Source organism: Bathymodiolus platifrons methanotrophic gill symbiont (assembly GCF_002189065.1).
Taxonomy (GTDB): Bacteria; Pseudomonadota; Gammaproteobacteria; order Methylococcales; family Methylomonadaceae; genus Methyloprofundus.
Genome location: NZ_BDMN01000025.1, coordinates 1 through 19,114 on the forward strand (window position 1 = coordinate 1; position 19,114 = coordinate 19,114).

The window sequence follows — 19,114 nt, forward strand, 5'->3', positions numbered from 1 at the left end:
AATGGCTGGACGGCTATTCGGAATGCAATTCTTGCCTCCCTCGCGCGCTACTAGCGCACTTCGGATCAGCGAATTGCCCTGTCGCCTACCAGGGACTAAAAATCATCACTCCGCTTAGGCTCCGTTTCCCTGATTTTAAGCGACTGAGCATTCCCGCTAGAATGATTTTTCATATGCCGTCTAAAGACTTCTACTGCCTGATATCCTTGCAAATCATTTTTTAACTGGTCACTAAAAAGCCCCGCCCGCATAGCATTCGAATTAACCGAAACACTATGAAAATAGCCTTCCAGAGAATCACGCCCTATCGATTCAAACGTTGATTTTGCTCTAAATATCTTAGGTGCCCAATCTGCCTTAGGGTACACATGCCCCATTAAGCCAAATAGTGGTTTGCGTATTGTATCCGGCATAATAGATCGCATACGGTCTTCATAAGTATGCCAGCGATAGCGCCGGTAGCCTGCTAAATTTTCATCTCCCCCATCACCTGACAAAACAACCGTTGCCTGTCTTTTTGCCAATTCACATACACGATAAGTTGGCAATGCGGAACTATCAGCATAAGGTTCATCATAAATGTCAGCAAGCTGGTTTATTAAACTAAAATCTTCTGGATCAACTTGCTCTACCCGATGCGCCGTATGGTAACGGTCAGCAACTTTTGCCGCAAATTGCGACTCATTAAATTTCGGATCACCAAACGAAATTGAACAGGTATTAACGGGCTCATTCGTTAAACCGACCATCATTGCAACTACCCCACTGGAATCAACACCTCCAGATAAAAATGCCCCTAATGGCACATCAGCAACAGTACGAATATCAACCGCTTCACGGAATCGTTCTATTAATTCCTCTGCTAGTTCACTTTCAGAGCCTTGCAGACTATCATTAAAACAAACATCCCAATATTTTCTTGTCTGAAATGACTTTACACCCTTTTTAATACTTAAACAGTGACCTGGTTCTAATTTATACACATCTGTGTAAATAGTTTTAGGTTCGGGTATATAACCAAATCCAAAATACTCTTCTATGGCTGTAGGTTCAATTTTTCTTGATAAACCGGGATGCTCTTTTAAAGCGTTTAATTCAGAAGAGAAAATAAACTGACCATTTTTTAAGTGTGAATAAAATAATGGTTTTATGCCTAAACGGTACCGGGCTAAAAATAAGCTTTGCTTCTGCCTGTCCCAGATAGCAAAGGCAAACATACCCCGCAAACGTAACACAGTCTTCTCCCCAGGCTTGCCAGGCATAGACTATCACTTCACAGTATCGCAATGCGCTTTAAAAGCATACCCCAAAGCTTCCAGCTCTTTACGCAGCTCTGGAAAGTTATAGATTTCTCCGTTATAAGTCAGAACAACATTGCCATCAGCACTGTGCATCGGTTGCTGACCGCTAGATAAATCAATAATTGATAAGCGCCTATGACCAAAGCCCAAGCCTGCTTCAATATGTAGCCCACCTTCATCGGGTCCTCGATGAAACTGGCTTTCATTCATTGTATGCAATAAATCACGATTAATTTCACGTTTTTCGCTTATATCAAAGATACCAACAATGCCACACATATTATTGCTTCCTTTCTAGTCCTAACGAATCATAAACATCAGTATAATTTTTTACCATCACCTGAATTGAAAAGTTGTCCTGCACTCGCTGCAAAGATCTTTCTCCTAGCTGTTTTCTTTTTTGTTTATCTTTAATCAAAACATTTAGAGCATTAACCATAGATTCCGGAGATTCAGGGGGCACTAACAAGCCCGTTTGATTCTGCTCTACCAATTCAGGGTTGCCACCAACCTCGGTTGCAATCACTGGTAAGCCAGTTGCCATTGCCTCCAGGATGGCATTAGAAATACCTTCATTCTGAGAAGGCAAAACAAAAATATCCAGTGTACGCATGATTTCTGCAATATCCTGCCGTTCGCCTGGTAGCCAGACATATTGCCTTAATTGATGCTTCTCAAGTAACTCTATTGCCTGTGCTCGTAAGGGCCCATCACCCACCAAAAGCAAATAGACCTGGCCAATCAATTCTGCATGCCTTTGCATTAACAACACAAAGGCTTGCACCAATGTTATCTGGTCTTTTACACCGTGCATACGTCCTACTGTCCCGATATACACATTTTTTTCCACAAAGGTAAGCGGGCAGACGGGCAATTCCTTCCTTGTTTTTTCAGGATAAAATTTCTGGGTATCAACGCCATTACAAATCCTGACTATTTTACGCGCAGAAATTTTTACTTTGTCAGTTAGATACGTTTGCAAATGCAAAGACAAGGGAATAAACACCTGAATCAAAGGACTTAATAAGCGCCTTAGCCATTGATACTTTTTGTTGTTGCCAGCCGGATCAAAGGTATCCCAACCATGCTCTCCATGCACCCGATACTTTACCCCGGCAAGAAATGCAGACACTTGATATTCTATCGCCGCCAGGTTTCTAGTATGCACTATATCTACTTTATTCTGCCTAAGTATTCGATATGCTGCAACAAAGGACCACCAGTCCTGACCTTCTTTTTTTTCAGGTCAATAATCTGTACATCTTGACGTTTTAGGCGCTCACTAAACTGAGTACTGCCTTTAAGACAGATAATCATATGCCGGTATTTATCAGCGGGCATTTGATTAATTAAATTAATTAATCCATTTTCCAGGCCGCCCACACCTAATCTATAAATAATATGCGCAATAAGAGGCGGCTGTTGTATTTCATTTTTCAAGGATTGTACCAATACGGTATTTGTTAGATTGCTTAGTTGAGATATCATTTGTTTTCACCATGAAGGGCATGAAGATAATGAAATCAACATCGAAAAGTATCACTTTTAAATATCAGGGTAATATTCAGGAGTGCAATAGCTTTAGCTATTGCTGTCATTAAAAAAAAGCTAAAGCTTTTTTACTCCTCACCCGGAATTTAAAGTAGATACATCAAAAACCTTCAAGTTCTTCATGCCCTTCATGGTGAAATAATCTTTCAATAGCGGACTGAAGTCCGTTCTACAGTGGGGGTTCTATTCATAGTAGCTATTGTACCAAGTCACAAATTTGGCTATTCCTTGTTCTATCGTTGTATCAGGTTTGTAACCCACATCCTGCACTAGATCCTCTACATCCGCATAGGTATCAGGCACATCGCCCGGTTGCAAAGGCAATAATTCTTTCTCGGCGGTTTTACCCAGATATTTTTCCAGTGTTTCAATATAATCCATCAGCTCCACGGGACTCTGATTACCGATATTATAGACTCTCCAGGGCGCTTTACTGGTACCTGGATCAGGAGTTTCACCACTCCAGTCGGCATTAGCCTGGGCAACATTATCCAGTGTTCTAATAATACCTTCTACGATATCATCTATATAAGTAAAGTCTCTGCGGTGCTTACCATAGTTAAAAACCTGAATTTTTTTACCTTCTTTTATCGCTTTGGTAAATAAAAACAATGCCATATCGGGTCGACCCCAGGGACCATAAACAGTAAAAAAACGTAGTCCCGTAGTTGGCAAGTTATACAAATTACTATAAGTATGCGCCATCAATTCGTTCGCTTTTTTTGATGCGGCATATAAGCTTAAAGGGTGATCGACATTATCATGCACCGAAAAGGGCATGGTCTCATTCGCGCCATAAACTGAACTACTCGATGCATAGACTAAATGTTCAACATTATTATGCCGACAGCCCTCTAATATATTAAGAAAGCCAACTATATTACTTTCGATATAGGCATGAGGGTTTTCAATTGAGTAGCGCACACCTGCCTGGGCAGCTAAATTAACAACGCGCTGCGGCTGATGCTGTTTAAACAGCTGCTCCATCTGCTTTCTATCTGAAATATCAGCTCTTACATCGGTAAACAAGGCATGATCTTTTATTCGATCTAAACGTGCTAATTTTAAATTAACATCATAATAATCATTGAGGTTATCAATACCTATGACCTCATCACCGCGTTCTAATAATTTTATTGCCAGGTGATTACCTATAAAACCGGCAGTGCCTGTGACCATTACTTTCATCTTATAAACGCTCGTCTGTTAGTTCCGCAGGAAATAAATACTTAAGGTCGTAAATCACAGCATCAGGCTTACCTAAGGCTCTGACCTGTTTAATATCCATTTGTTTAAATTGCTCATGGGCTACAGCTAATAAGATAGCATCAAACTTACCTTCTTCTAGCGTTGCTAACGGCTTAACACCATACTCAGCTTGTGCTTCTTCTGGATCTACCCATGGGTCGTAGACATGAACATTAACACCATAAGTTTGTAATTCATTAATAATATCAACCTCGCGTGTATTGCGCAGATCAGGACAGTTCTCTTTAAAAGTCAGACCCATAATTAAAATATCTGCCTGACGTACATGCAAGCGTTTTTTTAACATCAGTTTAACCAATCGCGAGACTACATACTCCCCCATCCCATCATTAATACGCCGACCAGATAAAATAATTTCAGGATTGTAACCGATGGATTGTGCTTTATAGGTTAAATAATAAGGATCGACACCAATACAATGACCACCGACCAAGCCTGGACGAAAAGGTAAAAAATTCCATTTTGTTCCTGCTGCTAGTAATACTTCTTCAGTATCAATCTCTAAACGATTAAAAATAATAATAGGTTTCAGCGGTCGATTTATTACCTTGTTTAGCACTTTTCAATTCTAACTGGGCTGCAGCTAAATCTCCCTTTTTTAATAGTTCAACACCTTTTTTCAAATGGCTCTCGGCTGCTTCTTCTTCAGTTTCACAAGCAGTTAAAGTTAAGCTCAACAATAATAAAATGCCTGTTTTCACTTTATTACTTTTACGATAATTGCCTACAACCATTTTTAAAGTCCCAATAATTAAAAAAATAACCGCTTTACGTCTTTTTACCCTTTATTTTTAATTTTAGCAAATGTACGCGCCGTCCATCAGCTCTTAACACTTCAAAACGAAACTGATCTTGCTCGACTTTTTCGCCTTTTTTAGGCATATGCTCCAGACGCCCAACAATAAAGCCTCCAACAGTATCAAACTCTTCAGTATCGAAATCTGTTGAGAAGTATTGGTTAAAATCTTCCAGTGGTGTTAAAGCCTGCACAATATACTCTACTTCACTACGTTTACTAATGTATTCCTCATCTGCATAATCATGTTCATCTTCAATCTCACCGACTATCTGCTCTAACACATCTTCAATGGTGACTACACCCGCTACCGCGCCATATTCATCTACGACAATCGCCATATGGCTGCGTTTAGCACGAAACTCCTTTAACAATACATTTAACCGCTTGCTTTCCGGCACAACTGTTGCTACACGCATTAGCTCTTCAACTTTTATATCTTTTTTATCTAAAGCATGTGGCAGCAAATCTTTAGCTAATAATATACCAACGACTTCACTTTTATCCTCACTAATAACTGGAAATCGAGAATGGCCGTATTCGATAACAATAGGATAAATTTCTTTCAATAATGCATCTTTTTTTAAGACAATCATTTTCTTGCGTGGCACCATCACATCACGTGCCCGCTGTTCAGAGACTTGTAATACACCCTCTAGCATCTTTAATGCATATTTATCTAAGAGGTGTTTTTCTTCAGCTTCCCGTAAAATTTCTAGCAAATCTTCTCTATCCTGCGGCTCTCCCCCCATGATTTGTCCAATTCGCTCCATCCAGCTTTTTTGCGAAGGTTTCCTACTATTCGCAACCTCGTCAGCCATTTACTTATCTCTCCTTATAGGGGTTATTAATGTGTAGTTGCTGCAAAATAAATATTTCTTTTGCTTCCATTTCAATAGCATCTTTTTCGTCAACATGATCATAGGCAATGAGATGTAAAATACCATGGATAATTATATGCGCCCAGTGATCTTTTAATGTCTTTTTTTGTGTTTCTGCTTCAAGCGCCAAAACCTCTGCACAAACAACCAGGTCACCCAATAAATTTAACCCTTCTACGCCTTCTGGCATCTCAAACGGAAAACTTAAAATATTAGTAGGTCCATTTTTATGCCTGTATTGTTCGTTTAAGTCAATTATTTCCTGTGTATCAACAATTCTGATTAAAACTTCAGCATCTTTAGGGTAATCATCCAGTGCTTTTTCTACCCAAAGCTGAAAATCATCATCTCTGGGTAACAGTAATGAGTGACTAATACGTTGTACTTCTATATCACGAACAGCCATTAGCTTTGTTTGCGCTCATAATTTTCATAGGCTATGACAATACGTTGCACCATAGGATGACGCACGACATCTTTCGCATTAAAAAATGTAAAACTAATACCTTCAACCTCTTTAAGTACTTCTAAAACATGTTTAAGGCCGGACATTTTCTCGTTAGGTAAATCAATTTGAGTAATATCCCCAGTAATAACCGCCGTCGACCCAAACCCAACGCGCGTTAAAAACATTTTAATCTGTTCAGTAGTGGTATTTTGGGCTTCATCTAAAATAATAAACGAATCATTTAAAGTCCTTCCCCGCATAAATGCAAGTGGAGCCACCTCAATCACTTTTCGTTCAATTAGTTTTTCTGCGCGTTCATAACCTAACATTTCATATAGGGCATCATAAAGTGGTCTCAAATAAGGATCGACTTTTTGCGCCATATCACCAGGTAAAAACCCCAGCTTCTCCCCAGCTTCGACTGCCGGCCTCACCAAAACAATGCGGCGCACCTGTTCTGACTGTAACGCCTCAACCGCACAAGCAACAGCTAAATATGTTTTCCCTGTTCCTGCCGGCCCAACACCAAAATTAATATCATGAGCAAGAATCTTTTTCAGATAATCTCTCTGGTTAGTTCCTCGCCCTTTTAAAACACCACGCTTGGTTTTAATAAAAACATCTGAGTGCTCATCATTCTGAGGGAACTCCTGAACAATATCTTCAATATTTGCCTGTTGCATGGATAAGTGAATTTGTTCGGGCGTGATCTCCTCAATAGCAACATCACTAAACAGCGTTTGTAATATCGCTTTAGTCGCTTTGGTTGCTTGAACTAAGCCAGTTATTTGAAATTGATTACCACGATTGGCTATTTCAACATTTAAGCGACGTTCTATTTGCTTTAAATGCGCGTTAAATTGCCCACATAAATTTGCTAAACGTTGATTATCAAGCGGTTCTAGTGTTAACTCTAAGGTTTCTCTACTCACCCATTAGCCTGCTGTACAATTTTATCAAGAGAGGATTCTACTATTCTGCCACGTAAGGAGTTAGGCAAAGCTTCAGTAATCAACACATCAACAAATTGCCCTGCGAGACGAGGATGACCAATAAAATTCACCACCCGATTATTTTCCGTCCGCCCAGTCACTTGTAATTGATTTTTCTTTGCAACACCTTCGACTAATACTGTTTGTACCGTATCAACCATAGCGTCAGATATAGCCATCGTCATTTCGTCCAGGCGCTTTTGTAATACTTTCAAGCGCTGTTTTTTAGCTTCTGCGCTAGTATCATCTGGTAAATCAGAGGCTGGCGTGCCAGGTCGTGGACTGTAGACAAAACTATAAGAAAAGTCGAAACCGACCTGCTCGATTAAATCCATGGTAGCGGCAAAATCTGCTTCAGTTTCCCCGGGAAATCCAATAATAAAATCAGAGGATAGACTGATACCAGGACGTACCGCTTTAATTTTTTCCATGGTTGCCAAATAATCCGCACGCGTATGCCCACGTTTCATCATCGATAAAATATTATCGCTACCACTTTGTACCGGCAAATGAAGATGATTCACTAATTCAGGGATTTCAGCAAATGCTTCTACCAATTCATCAGTAAATTCTATAGGATGAGAAGTTGTAAATCGGATACGATCAATACCTTCAATCGCAGCTACGAAATGGAGTAATAGGGCAAAATCAGCGAGTTCACCATCTTCCATTCCCCCTCGGTAGGCATTGACATTCTGCCCAAGCAGGTTTACTTCACGCACCCCTTGCTCGGCTAAAACAGTAATCTCATCAAGCACACCTAACACTGGACGACTAATTTCTTCACCACGAGTATAAGGAACTACACAGAATGTACAATATTTACTACAGCCCTCCATCACCGAAACAAAGGCCTTAGGTCCATCTGCTCTCGGCTCAGGCAAAGCATCAAACTTTTCAATTTCTGGAAAGGAGATATCGACAACTCGCTTGGTGCCACTGCGAGACTTGTTTAATAATTCGGGTAAGCGATGTAAAGTCTGAGGACCAAAGACAATGTCAACATAAGGCGCACGTTTTTGAATCGCTTCACCTTCCTGGCTCGCAACACAACCTCCGACCCCTATAATAATATCAGGCCGCTTTTCCTTGATCTTGCGCCAGCGCCCAAGCAAAGAAAAAACTTTTTCCTGTGCTTTCTCCCGAATAGAACAGGTGTTTAATAACAAAACATCTGCTTCTTCAGGTATGTCTGTTACTTCCATTGCATGTGAGGCTTTAAGTACATCGGCCATTTTATCCGAATCGTACTCGTTCATTTGACATCCTGTCGTCAAAATAAATAATTTCTGCGTCATAGACTGCGTGAGGTTCTACCTTATGTTACTTATAACTGCCATATTACATGACAGTAAAAGTTCAGTATTATACTCTTGCCATCGTATTTGACGAAATATTATCCTAGAAAAATGAGTTGAGCGCGAATTTATAGTGCAAGGCATTGTTTTCTCAGTGCTTTAAACAATTCTTAGCATCACCCATAGGTTAAGCAGGCACAATTTGAAGTGCTGTGGAATCAAAAGCTAGCTCTAGAAATCGTGAGCAACAGATTTTTCCAGGATTATGCGTAAATTTAAAAATTTATATTTATTTCTTTGTCTTGGTTAAAAAATGATCCATTTTATGTGCTTTTGTTTGTAAATAAGCACGATTATCGCAATTTGACTCAATTTCAATTGCAATCCGCCCATCTACCTCAATACCAAGCATTTGTAATTGCTGTATTTTATTAGGATTATTAGTGATCAATTGAATTGACTCTATGTTTAAATTTTCCAGCATTAAAGCAGCAATGGTGTATTCACGTTCATCTGCTTTGTGCCCTAGATGAATATTTGCATCGACAGTATCCATGCCTTCATCTTGCAAATTGTAAGCTTGCAGTTTTTTAAGTAAACCAATACCCCGCCCTTCCTGACGAAGATAAATCAACACACCAAAGCCGTGCTCACTGATTAACTGTAGCGCTCTATCTAATTGCTCACCACAGTCACAACGCCGTGACCCGAGTACGTCCCCAGTAAAACATTCTGAGTGAATGCGTACGGGTACTTGAGTTTTGTTTGCTACTTTTCCAAATACAAAAGCGATATGTTCTTTATCATCAATGGTATTAGTAAAGTAGTGCAGTACAAACTCACCATATTCAGTTGGGATTCGAGTTTGAACTAAATTGCTAACTTCTTTCGTCAATGGGTTAAAACCTAATAAATAAATCGTAAATTGAACAAAACCACGCTTATAACTTAACTAAAATCTCAGCTCTACCTTTTTCGGCCATATCTCCGCCATAGCGCTGTACACGATTGAATGCTTGCGTTGCATCAGCAAACCTGGAGTCAAATTTTGCAAACGATTTAAACAAAATCGGCAAAAAAGCCAACGTATGTGAGCCACAATCATTAAAAGTGGCAGATAAGATTGGTTGCTGCCATAACAATAAATTTCCACGCTGCATGGCATAGCCTAAAAATCGGCCTGTCTGCCCCATGACTGCAATCGTCCCTGCAATCATCCGTGAGCCACAATAATCACCAGCATTGCCTTCAATTAGCATTATACCCCGGCGCATATGATCACCTGCCCGTTGCCCAACATTACCTTTAACCAGTACCGTACCACCTTTCATGCCTTGCTTATTACCAGGTAGTGCAGCACCTAGAAAATCTCCGGCATTACCATTAATAGTCAATAAACCATTTTTCATTTCACAGGCTGCATATAGACCAACATTACCATGAACAGTAATAGCCCCTGACTTCATACCCATACCCAAATAAGCACCGGCCTCACCTTCTACTGTGACGCTACCTTCTTGCAACTCTTTAGCAATAAAATCTAACTTGGCAAAACTGTTTTTAATAACAATATTCTGCGTATCTGAACCCTTAATTTCAAAGAGTTCATCGGCACGCATTTTACGCTTTCCATTTTGCAGTTCAATGGCTGCTATCTCGGTAACCGTTAAATCTTTAAGCAACTGGCAAACTAAAGGTGACATATCAACACGTTGAGCGGTTTCTTGCCTGGCAGTAAAAGTTAAAGCACTCATGCCATAATCTCCTGTAAATCAAAATGAAATGGACCTAATTTTCCGCCATAATTACCCGCACTAATACGCTTAATGCCATTTTCAGCTCCTAAATCACAGACCGCCTGAATACCGACGCGCATAGCTTTATCTATATCTTCTTTAGTTAAGCCATCAATCACGATTTCCATCACCGACTCAATTTCCGGTGAAAGGTCTGTTTTAGTAATCCCTTTTAATGTAGGACAGAAAGCATCATTAGTTGATGCACCTAAAGCAGGGTATTTTGAACCTACTTTAGACCCAGAACGAACAACACCCCCAGGAAACGGCATAATCACATTAGGCAATTTTTTCATTTCAACAATCGCAGCTTCACAAGCCGCTAAAGCTTGTGGTTGTGATTCAGCTAATACTAAAAAGTTACCACCACCGACCGCATCAACTCGCCCAGTAGTTGCTTCGGTTAAAAACTCACCATCCATAACCGGCACACGCCAATAGCGCTTACCTTCAATTTTCTTTGCTATTTGAAAACCATCACCAAAATAGCGTAAGTTTTTACCTAAAGGAATTTGCAAACCTTCATCAATTCCAGCAAATAAAGCTGAAGTTGGCGAGGTTAATACACACTGCCCAGCCCGAGTTTCTAATTGCTTGGCCAGGCCTTTGCCACCCATGGCAAAAATCAGTACCGATACCCCGGGGCGACCATCAGGTGTTTCTGAAGGGTCGAGCACTCGCTCTATACCTGCTTCACAACCACAGGCAATCACTGAGGTTGCAAAACCTGTCATCGCCTGAGCAGAAATCATTGCCCACTTTTCATTTTGCGCGGTAATAATTGCGCGGGTTGCCTTCATTGGAAACGCTTCGGCGAAGGTTTCATCAATGCTTACACCATTAATAATCATAATCCGGAACTCTTTTTAAGTAATAATGCAGTTTGCAGCAAAAAACATTATGAAACTGTTCTAATGTTGCATCAACTGACTCTTGCTGTAACTGGGTTAATATTTCCGCTTGCGTTTCAGAAAAACCGGCGTCCTGCAACCTTCTAACAAAGTCATACGTATCAAAAACTAAAGTTGTCATGTGACACCATTTAAACTATGCGTCGTCAAACTACCACGACCATCTTCAGTAATTTCATCATCACTGATTTTGAAATTACCCACTTTCATGGTCATAAAACGATCAAAGTACTTTTGCAAATCTTTTTCGACAGAGTTATCCCAATCAGGACGAACTATATGCGTCGTACCCCATTTAGTATGTACAACTTTACCGTCAACAACCACTAGCTCTCCATCCTTGAAAACATAATCAGGCTTCTCAAACATTTTTTCGCGATCAGCATTTTCTGTATACACAGTAATATCCGCCCACGCCCCTTCAGTTAGGCTACCACGGTCATCCAGACCGACTAATCTAGCAGCACCGGCACGGGTTAAAATCGCGATTTCCTGCAAACTATATTCCCTGTCAATCGAAGCCAGGGTCGTCATTTTCTGAGCTTCAGGATGAATAGTCGCCAGCATATCATTACGGAAACTCTTATCCATCAATAAGCGGATTAAATGCGGATAGGTGGTAAATGGCGCACCATTTGGATGATCCGTGGTTAAGAAAATCCGCCACGGATCATCCACTAATAAGAAAATTTCCAGACCTATCGCCCACTGCAATGCATTGACAAAGTTCTGATCACGATATTTAAATGGCACTACACCACAACCCGCATCACATTCAATATCCATACACACCCATTTATTCGGGCTGGCAAAGCCATGGTTCGCATGCTGACGCATATTATCCCCGGATGCAGTAATCGTCTGGCCAAATAAAATCTGTCCAACATCAGCGGTGATATTCTTGTGTTTATTAATTGCTTCAGCAATCGCCGCACCACCTGAAGAAAATTTAAAATCTCCTTCGCTACCATAGCTATGGAACTGAATATGCGTTAAATGCATCGGCAAACCACCTATGCCTTGCATGGTATCTAAAGTCGTTTCAACATTCCCAGGAACACCCAGGTTACAACCATGGACGTGCAAAGGATGTTTCACGCCAATTTCTTTAACAGCAGTCGCTAAGACCTGAAGAATTTCACGCGGAGTGACTTGATAATGACTATTCTGTTCATCAAGATCTAATTTGCGCTGGTTAAATTTAAATGCATTAATCCCGCCAGGATTAACCACTTTAACTCCAATCGCTTTTGCTGCATTCATGGTCCAGGCAACATAATCATTAATCGCTTTCTGATCTTTTTTAGCGGTTAGCATGCGCAGCAAATAGTCATCACTGCCCAGCATGACATAGCCACCCTTATCTAAAATAGGAATATCGGCCATTTCCATATGTGCCTGGCGTGCATTAACGGGTAATATCGCTGGTTCAAAGCCAGCGGTATAGCCCATTTCTGCGTAACGATAACCCGTAGTAAAAGTGCTAGGCATGGCATGTCCACAACCAGAGCGTGTTATATCAGAGCGATGTACTGGATCTTTACGATGATCTTCCGGAATCAGCATACGCGCAATATTGCCTTTACCGCCACCGATATGTGTATGCATATCAATCGCACCAGCCATTACCACTTTGCCTTTTAAATCATACTCTTTATCAATTTTTACGTCGCTGGCAGGTTGCTTAACAAACTTACCATCTTGAACATATAAGGTTTTCACCTGACCATCAATCCCACTTGCAGGATCATAAACTGTTCCAGCTGTTAATTTCATCAACATGATTATCTTTTCCTACAAAGCTTGTTCAATTGCATGCAAAACATCTGCCGTACTCGGCAAACCTGAATCGCGACATTTCTTAAGGCGTATGGCCACTACATTATCCAGTCTATAGGCATGACCTGCATGATCTATACCCGGCGTACCTACTGGAATAAAGACATCCGGCTCTGTATCAAAGACCATCCCTGATCGCGCTACGACAATCGTAGGCACTGCTACTTTAGGCGGAACAGAAGCGCTATTAAAAGCCTGAACCCAGACCAATGCATCTGCCTCTCCATTGGCTAACATGACATTAGAGTCATATAAAAATGGATCATATTCTGGGAAACCACTGGAAAAACGTGTTCTTGCAGGGTATGCCGAAGTCCAGCCACACACCTGATTTGCAGTCTGGTCGCCTTCTTTCCCTCCTAAAGGAAAGCCTGAACAACGTGTATCCATGGTATTAATATCCTTAACCATTTCAGTCAACATTTGCACAGTCAATTCAGCCTGTTCAAAGCCCAAGGCACCTGCCGCCCAGGTAACTACGCCATATTTTGCTGCCTTTAATTGATCTGCAACGACCTGTAAATCACTGACTGCAATGCCACAGATATTATCAGCAACAATTTTTTTGCCTTTAACTAAAGCGCGTAATACTGCCATCACTTCAGGCAGATCTTCATCCGCACAGGGTAATACTTTCGCTTTGCACCCAGTAGGTGAAGTAGACGCATCTCCCGAAGGTGCTTTGCCAATATAAACAACTTCGCGCTGACTGGTATCGGTGAGAAACATGGACTCTTTATTCCACAAATAGCGCTCAAAAAAGCGAGGCGAAAAACCTTCTAAATCAACTCCGACGACCAGAAAATAATCACAACGGTTTTTAATTTCCGCTAAAGTGGTCGTCATCCAGCCAGTGTCTTGTAAAGCTAAAAAGTTACGTCGCGCAGCTGTAAAATTCATATTATCGACCACAGCACCACTACGATCAGCTAAAGCCATGACTCCACGCATACCATTAACATCCGTCGCACAGCCTCCAATAACAGGCTGATTGCTTGCTCCTAATAATTCTGCTGCTTTAGCAACAGCGACATCCAGACTAACTTCTTTACCATCGACTCGCGCACTGGTATCAGTAATAGCCTGTTCAAAAGCCGGAGTATTTACCGCACAACCATTTTCTATGACTTTTACTGCCAGGTCATTAACTTGAATTGTCAGATCATCGGCGCCAATACCGCAAAAAGGACTGGGCACTTCAGTTATTTCAGTCACTCGCTATTCCTCTTATGTCTCTTTTTTAATATATTTAAAACGTGGATCATCTGGAGTGCCTTCAAAAACACCTTGCGATGTTTCCGCCGCATCCCACATCACAACATCTTCAATTTTTTTAGCTAATAGAAAATCTTTATCGGTAATCCCCTTAGCTGAATGCGTTACTAATTTCACGATGACAAAGGCATAGGATACTGTTAAATCAGGGTGATGCCATGCTTTTTCAGCCAAATGTCCAACCGTAGTAACAACCATCAAGCTTGCTTTCCAGCCACTGGTTTTAATTTTGCGCCGAATCCAGCCCTTTTCATAGTACCAATGAGGCAATTCTGTTGCTAATCGTTTTTCAATCTCTGCTTCTGTATAGGCTTCGGTCATGATGTTCTCCGATTTGTGGCTGCACTCAAAATGGGTTACAAATTTCTGTGTACTGGTAAACATTCAGTCCATATTGTATATCTTCAGAAGAAAGTATTTTTCATTATAATGCCTTACTATCTATAATTGTAAAAACTCAGACAAACCAATTACCTTAATCCCTTGCGTTCTGGCATTGCTTCTATCCAGTTCAGTATTATATCCCCAATCAACTAATTGTAACTCCACAGCACTTAATTTCTCATTACCTAAGACACCTAATAAGGTTGGCAACCTATCCTCTATTAAGCGAATAGTTTTGCCCCCATGTTTCTCCAGTAATTCCTGCAATACTAGCTGTTTATCCATTTTTCGGTCTAAACCATAAATATCAATGGGTAAATCTACCTGATTAGCTTGCAATATTTGCTCTACAAAGCGTTCTTGTTTCGTAGTCACGATATACCAGGACTGACCATTTAAGTTTTGCAATTTTTCGGCAATTCCCGAAAATAAAGGATTCATCGTTATCCACTCATCCCTGGCACGCTCTATCCACTCATCTCTAGTCTGACCAAATAGCTGTTTTAACGGCGCTGCATCTGTACCCAGTTCAGCCATAAAGCTTGCCATATTTGCTTGAATGCTTTCGACTGACTCGCCCTGCTGTAACAGGCGCATAAATAGTATCGCTTCATAACCTGCTTCCAGTTGCGGACGTAAAGCCCGAAACTGCTCGATATGAGATTCTTCAGGAATCGTATTCGCCATATCCGGCCATACAAAAGTAGCCGCTTTCCAGCCAGTAATCGCTGTTTCAACGGCACTATCACAGATTACACCGTCAAAATCCAGTGCATAGATTGGAGCTTGTTTCATCTAATCAATTACCCTGCCAAAACACTGCGAATAACAGCAACAATCTCTTTAACCGACTCATCGCTTAGTTCAGAGCAGATAGGTAAAGACATACAACGAGCTGCAATATCTTCTGTAACGGGTAAACTCACTCCTGCACAATCTTCTTTAAATACATTTTGCTGATGCAAAGGCACCGGATAAAAAACTGAACAGGCAATTTGTTTTGCCTGTAAGGCCTCTAAAATCTCATCACGTCGATCAGACAATAAAGTATATTGATGATAGACATGTACACCTACCCCGTCCTCATAAGGCGTTTCAAGAGGTAGGTCAGCCATTAATTCAGAATATAAATGTGCAGCATGACGACGGCTGTCATTATAACGATCAATACGTTTTAATTTAGCACGTAAAACGACGGCCTGCATTTCATCCAGGCGGCTATTAAAACCCACAACATCATGGTAATAGCGAACTTTAGATCCATGGTTACGTAATTGTCTAACCATTTCAGCCGTTGCATCTGAATTAGTACCGACCAAACCACCATCCCCAAAGGCACCCAGATTTTTACTGGGAAAAAAACTATAACCTGCAGCATTACCAATACTACCTGTTTGTTTGCCATCTATAGAGGCACCAAATGACTGAGCGCAATCTTCTATCAGTTTAAGATTGTGCTTATCACAAACAGCTTTAATAGCCGCCATATCCACAGGCTGACCAAATAAATGCACAGGCATGACAGCCGTTGTTTTATCCGTAATTGCAGCTTCGATTGTTGCTGCAGTAATATTATATGTTTTAGGGTCTACATCAACAAAAACAGGCTTTGCACCGACATAACGAATTGCTTCGGCAGTTGCAATAAAGGTAAATGCAGTGGTAATAACCTCATCACCCGCACCTATGCCTTCAGCCAATAAGGCCAAATGCAGTGCATCGGTACCAGAAGCAACACCAATTGCATGTTTAACCCCTAGATATTCAGCCGCTTCTTTTTCGAAAGCTTGCACATTTGGGCCGAATATAAAAAAACAATTTTCTATTGTTTCCGCCAAACCTTGCTCAACTTCATCTTTTATTTCAGCATACTGGGCTTTCAGGTTTACCATTGGGATCATAATTCACTACCTTTTAAATAAAATTGTACGTATTTGTCACTATTAAATCGACATCATTAATATGGCATTAGCGGACTAAAGTCCGCTCTACAGCCGCCCCACTCTAATGCAGCAACTTGGTAATCTCAATTGCTGTTGCTAAGGCTCGTCGGCCTGCCTCTCCTGACACATCAGGCGTATTTCCTGATTGAATACAGTCAACAAAATGCTTAATTTCCTCTAACAAAGCATCACCGTTTTCAAACACAGATTTATCCGTTTCAATTTTGGGCACACCAGGAAACATTTCTCCTTCTCCCGCATAATGCTTGGTTAAAACACGGTTTTGAAAATCAATTGAAATATACGAATTTGGACGGAACATACGCATTTTACGCTCCATCTTCATGCTGATACGGCTCGCTGTAACATTCGCAACACAGCCATTTTTAAAGGTTAAACGTGCATTGGCAATATCAGTTCCTTTAGTTAAAACCGCCGTACCACTAGCTGCGATATGATCCACTTCAGAATCAACAATCGCCAGAATAATATCGATATCATGAATCATCAAATCCAATACTACACTGACATCATTGGCTCGTGGATTAAAAGGCGACAAACGATGAGATTCGATAAATAATGGCTTATCCTCCAGATCACCTAAGCCCATCACTGCGGGGTTAAAACGCTCAAGATGCCCTACCTGTAAAACAAGATCATTCTGTTTAGCTATGGCGATCAAATCATCAGCTTCTTCAACCGTCACAGTAATCGGTTTTTCAACTAAAACATGCGCACCCGCATTTAAAAAATCTTTGGAAACCTGGTGATGTAAGGTAGTCGGTACCACTATACTGACTGCATCAACCTTACCTAACAATGACTGATAATCGGTTAAAGCTTCAGCGCCATGTTTTTCAGCAACCTCTTTAGCAGCTTGTTCATTAATATCAACGACAGCGACTAATTCACAGTCAGGTAAAGATGCGTATTTTTCCGCATGAAATTTACCCAGATAGCCTGTTCCAATAACAGCACATTTAAGTTTACTCATATCTTTTCTTTTTCGATTTAAAAATTGTTTCTATTGTATATGATTTACGGCTTACACCAAAATCAGGCTAGCTAAAAACCAGCTCCAGCCAACCATAATCTAAGCCTTAGTCCTACTTCTGTTATACTGAAGTTTCCCAATAATTATTTATGGTAAAATTGAAACTATGCTACAACTATATGAAAAAAATATTTCATTCGTTTCAAATGCTATTGCCTAAGGGGAATTAAGTAGGGGTTTGCTATAAACATGGCAAAACCACCTAAAATAAACCTCGATACACCAGCATTGTGTATTTCAGCTACTCAATAATTGGGAAACTTCAGTATTAAAGCTTCTTGCTCTAAGATGAAAGGGGCACATTGCAGGGCTTGCACAAAAATAGTTTATGTGTTCTTCATTTGCACCTATTACCAATTCAAATGATCAAAGTAACAGGGCCAACCCAGCTATTTTTATAGTATTTGACTTTATATTTTTAGCCCATAAAATAAATATTACTTATCACTCAGCAAACCAGCCTATTCAAAATATGCCATTCTATGGACTGCTTATCGTACTTATATTATCCCCTATACCTTTTGGTAGTAATCGCCCATGGTCATGGAGTTTATTGTGCTTATTAATAGGTTTACTTACCATCAGTTGGTGCATTTCTTATTTTCTACAAGATAAAAAAATGCAATTGCACTTTACAAGAATCAAAACCCCCTTTGTATTATTTATCAGCACCCTACTCTGGGCATTCATTCAAACAAGTTCATTCATCCCTGAAAGCTGGGGACATCCACTTTGGCAAATAACGGCTCAGGCACTGGGAACAGAAATACCGACAAAAATTAGCCTGTCGCCTGAGCAAACAGTCACTTCACTTATGAGACTTATATCTTATGGGTTAGTCTTTATTCTTGCGATGTATTACTGCCAAAAATCAGATAATGCAAAAAAACTTTTTAATTGCTTTGCAGTAGTAGGCTTTGTCTACGCAATCTATGGATTAATCATCTATCTAGGCGATTTCAATAAAATACTTTGGTTTGATGAGCCCAATAAAAGCGCTGTCTCCAGTACCTTTATCAACAGAAATTCATATGCGACCTATGCGGGCCTATCCTTGCTTTGCATAATACCCAATATACTGCGCCAATTTAAAAGTAGTGCTACATACGGCCTGAATAGCAATTATGGTAAGCAATTATTTATAGAAACACTCATTACACGCGCATGGCTACCTACCCTGATGTTTTTTTACCATAGGTACCGCGCTATTCCTAACACATTCAAGAGGAGGATTTCTTAGCACTACGCTTGCCATTATCTGCTTGTTTTCTTTATTAACTGAAGTTTCCCAATAATTATTTATGGTAAAATTGAAACTATGCTACAACTATATGAAAAAAATAGTCTTTTCATTCGTTTCAAATGCTATTGCCTAA

At 40.4% G+C, this 19,114-nt stretch carries 20 protein-coding genes and 2 pseudogenes; 1 reads left to right on the forward strand and 21 read right to left on the reverse strand.

Annotated features, from left to right (window positions below):
• Positions 1–95: 95 nt before the first annotated feature.
• The 21 genes and pseudogenes from CDZ78_RS22825 to CDZ78_RS01725 all read right to left on the reverse strand — a co-directional run bounded on the left by CDZ78_RS22825 (position 96) and on the right by CDZ78_RS01725 (position 17,678).
• Positions 96–983, reverse strand: coding sequence for an asparagine synthase-related protein (locus tag CDZ78_RS22825; protein WP_230991226.1), 888 nt, complete (start codon positions 981–983; stop codon positions 96–98).
• A pseudogene (locus CDZ78_RS22830) lies at positions 969–1,580 on the reverse strand (asparagine synthetase B); the annotation flags it as partial. The gene CDZ78_RS22825 and the pseudogene CDZ78_RS22830, both read right to left, overlap by 15 nt.
• 1 nt (position 1,581) lies before the next feature.
• The gene (locus CDZ78_RS01640) at positions 1,582–2,496 is read right to left on the reverse strand and encodes a glycosyltransferase (RefSeq protein ID WP_230991227.1); all 915 of its coding nucleotides are present in this window, start codon (positions 2,494–2,496) and stop codon (positions 1,582–1,584) included.
• Positions 2,475–2,789, reverse strand: coding sequence for a hypothetical protein (locus tag CDZ78_RS22835; protein WP_244559142.1), 315 nt, complete (start codon positions 2,787–2,789; stop codon positions 2,475–2,477). Before CDZ78_RS22835 ends, CDZ78_RS01640 begins: the two co-directional genes overlap by 22 nt.
• A 246-nt stretch (positions 2,790–3,035) precedes the next feature.
• Entirely contained in the window at positions 3,036–4,040 is a 1,005-nt protein-coding gene (locus CDZ78_RS01645; protein ID WP_087868395.1) for an NAD-dependent epimerase, read from the reverse strand.
• 1 nt (position 4,041) lies between these two features.
• A pseudogene (locus CDZ78_RS01650) lies at positions 4,042–4,641 on the reverse strand (nucleotide sugar dehydrogenase); the annotation flags it as partial.
• A complete protein-coding gene (locus tag CDZ78_RS01655; protein ID WP_087868397.1) occupies positions 4,631–4,855 on the reverse strand; it encodes a hypothetical protein in 225 nt (74 codons plus the stop codon). The gene CDZ78_RS01655 and the pseudogene CDZ78_RS01650, both read right to left, overlap by 11 nt.
• Positions 4,856–4,889: 34 nt before the next feature.
• Positions 4,890–5,738 carry a CorC family transporter gene (locus CDZ78_RS01660; RefSeq protein ID WP_087868398.1) on the reverse strand — a complete coding sequence of 283 codons (849 nt, stop codon included), beginning with the start codon at positions 5,736–5,738 and terminating at the stop codon, positions 4,890–4,892.
• 4 nt (positions 5,739–5,742) lie between these two features.
• Positions 5,743–6,204, reverse strand: coding sequence for an rRNA maturation RNase YbeY (gene ybeY, locus CDZ78_RS01665; protein WP_087868399.1), 462 nt, complete (start codon positions 6,202–6,204; stop codon positions 5,743–5,745).
• The gene (locus CDZ78_RS01670; protein WP_087868400.1) at positions 6,204–7,178 is read right to left on the reverse strand and encodes a PhoH family protein; all 975 of its coding nucleotides are present in this window, start codon (positions 7,176–7,178) and stop codon (positions 6,204–6,206) included. The genes ybeY and CDZ78_RS01670 overlap by 1 nt, the downstream gene beginning before the upstream one ends.
• Positions 7,175–8,536, reverse strand: a complete 1,362-nt coding sequence (miaB, locus tag CDZ78_RS01675; RefSeq protein ID WP_087868401.1) for a tRNA (N6-isopentenyl adenosine(37)-C2)-methylthiotransferase MiaB — start codon at positions 8,534–8,536, stop codon at positions 7,175–7,177. The genes CDZ78_RS01670 and miaB overlap by 4 nt, the downstream gene beginning before the upstream one ends.
• 289 nt (positions 8,537–8,825) lie before the next feature.
• A complete protein-coding gene (gene ribA, locus CDZ78_RS01680; RefSeq protein WP_087868402.1) occupies positions 8,826–9,431 on the reverse strand; it encodes a GTP cyclohydrolase II in 606 nt (201 codons plus the stop codon).
• Between the two features lie 46 nt (positions 9,432–9,477).
• Positions 9,478–10,290 carry a formylmethanofuran dehydrogenase subunit C gene (locus CDZ78_RS01685; RefSeq protein ID WP_087868403.1) on the reverse strand — a complete coding sequence of 271 codons (813 nt, stop codon included), beginning with the start codon at positions 10,288–10,290 and terminating at the stop codon, positions 9,478–9,480.
• A complete protein-coding gene (gene fhcD, locus CDZ78_RS01690) occupies positions 10,287–11,183 on the reverse strand; it encodes a formylmethanofuran--tetrahydromethanopterin N-formyltransferase (RefSeq protein WP_087868404.1) in 897 nt (298 codons plus the stop codon). Before fhcD ends, CDZ78_RS01685 begins: the two co-directional genes overlap by 4 nt.
• A complete protein-coding gene (locus CDZ78_RS01695; protein ID WP_087868405.1) occupies positions 11,173–11,364 on the reverse strand; it encodes a DUF1640 domain-containing protein in 192 nt (63 codons plus the stop codon). Before CDZ78_RS01695 ends, fhcD begins: the two co-directional genes overlap by 11 nt.
• Positions 11,361–13,025, reverse strand: coding sequence for a formylmethanofuran dehydrogenase subunit A (locus CDZ78_RS01700; RefSeq protein ID WP_087868406.1), 1,665 nt, complete (start codon positions 13,023–13,025; stop codon positions 11,361–11,363). Before CDZ78_RS01700 ends, CDZ78_RS01695 begins: the two co-directional genes overlap by 4 nt.
• 12 nt (positions 13,026–13,037) lie before the next feature.
• The gene (locus CDZ78_RS01705) at positions 13,038–14,297 is read right to left on the reverse strand and encodes a formylmethanofuran dehydrogenase subunit B (protein ID WP_087868407.1); all 1,260 of its coding nucleotides are present in this window, start codon (positions 14,295–14,297) and stop codon (positions 13,038–13,040) included.
• A gap of 12 nt (positions 14,298–14,309) precedes the next feature.
• Positions 14,310–14,678: a 4a-hydroxytetrahydrobiopterin dehydratase gene (locus CDZ78_RS01710; protein ID WP_087868408.1), complete on the reverse strand. Its 369-nt coding sequence runs from the start codon at positions 14,676–14,678 to the stop codon at positions 14,310–14,312.
• A 120-nt stretch (positions 14,679–14,798) separates the two neighbouring features.
• Complete coding sequence (locus tag CDZ78_RS01715; RefSeq protein WP_087868409.1) at positions 14,799–15,536, reverse strand: HAD family hydrolase; 738 nt, start codon at positions 15,534–15,536, stop codon at positions 14,799–14,801.
• Positions 15,537–15,544: 8 nt separating this feature from the next.
• Positions 15,545–16,642, reverse strand: a complete 1,098-nt coding sequence (locus CDZ78_RS01720) for a DegT/DnrJ/EryC1/StrS family aminotransferase (protein ID WP_087868410.1) — start codon at positions 16,640–16,642, stop codon at positions 15,545–15,547.
• 103 nt (positions 16,643–16,745) lie between these two features.
• Complete coding sequence (locus CDZ78_RS01725) at positions 16,746–17,678, reverse strand: Gfo/Idh/MocA family protein (RefSeq protein WP_087868411.1); 933 nt, start codon at positions 17,676–17,678, stop codon at positions 16,746–16,748.
• Between the two features lie 679 nt (positions 17,679–18,357).
• On the opposite strand from CDZ78_RS01725, the gene CDZ78_RS01730 reads away from it, so the two are divergent.
• Positions 18,358–18,978, forward strand: a complete 621-nt coding sequence (locus CDZ78_RS01730) for a hypothetical protein (protein WP_140413841.1) — start codon at positions 18,358–18,360, stop codon at positions 18,976–18,978.
• Positions 18,979–19,114: the final 136 nt, after the last annotated feature.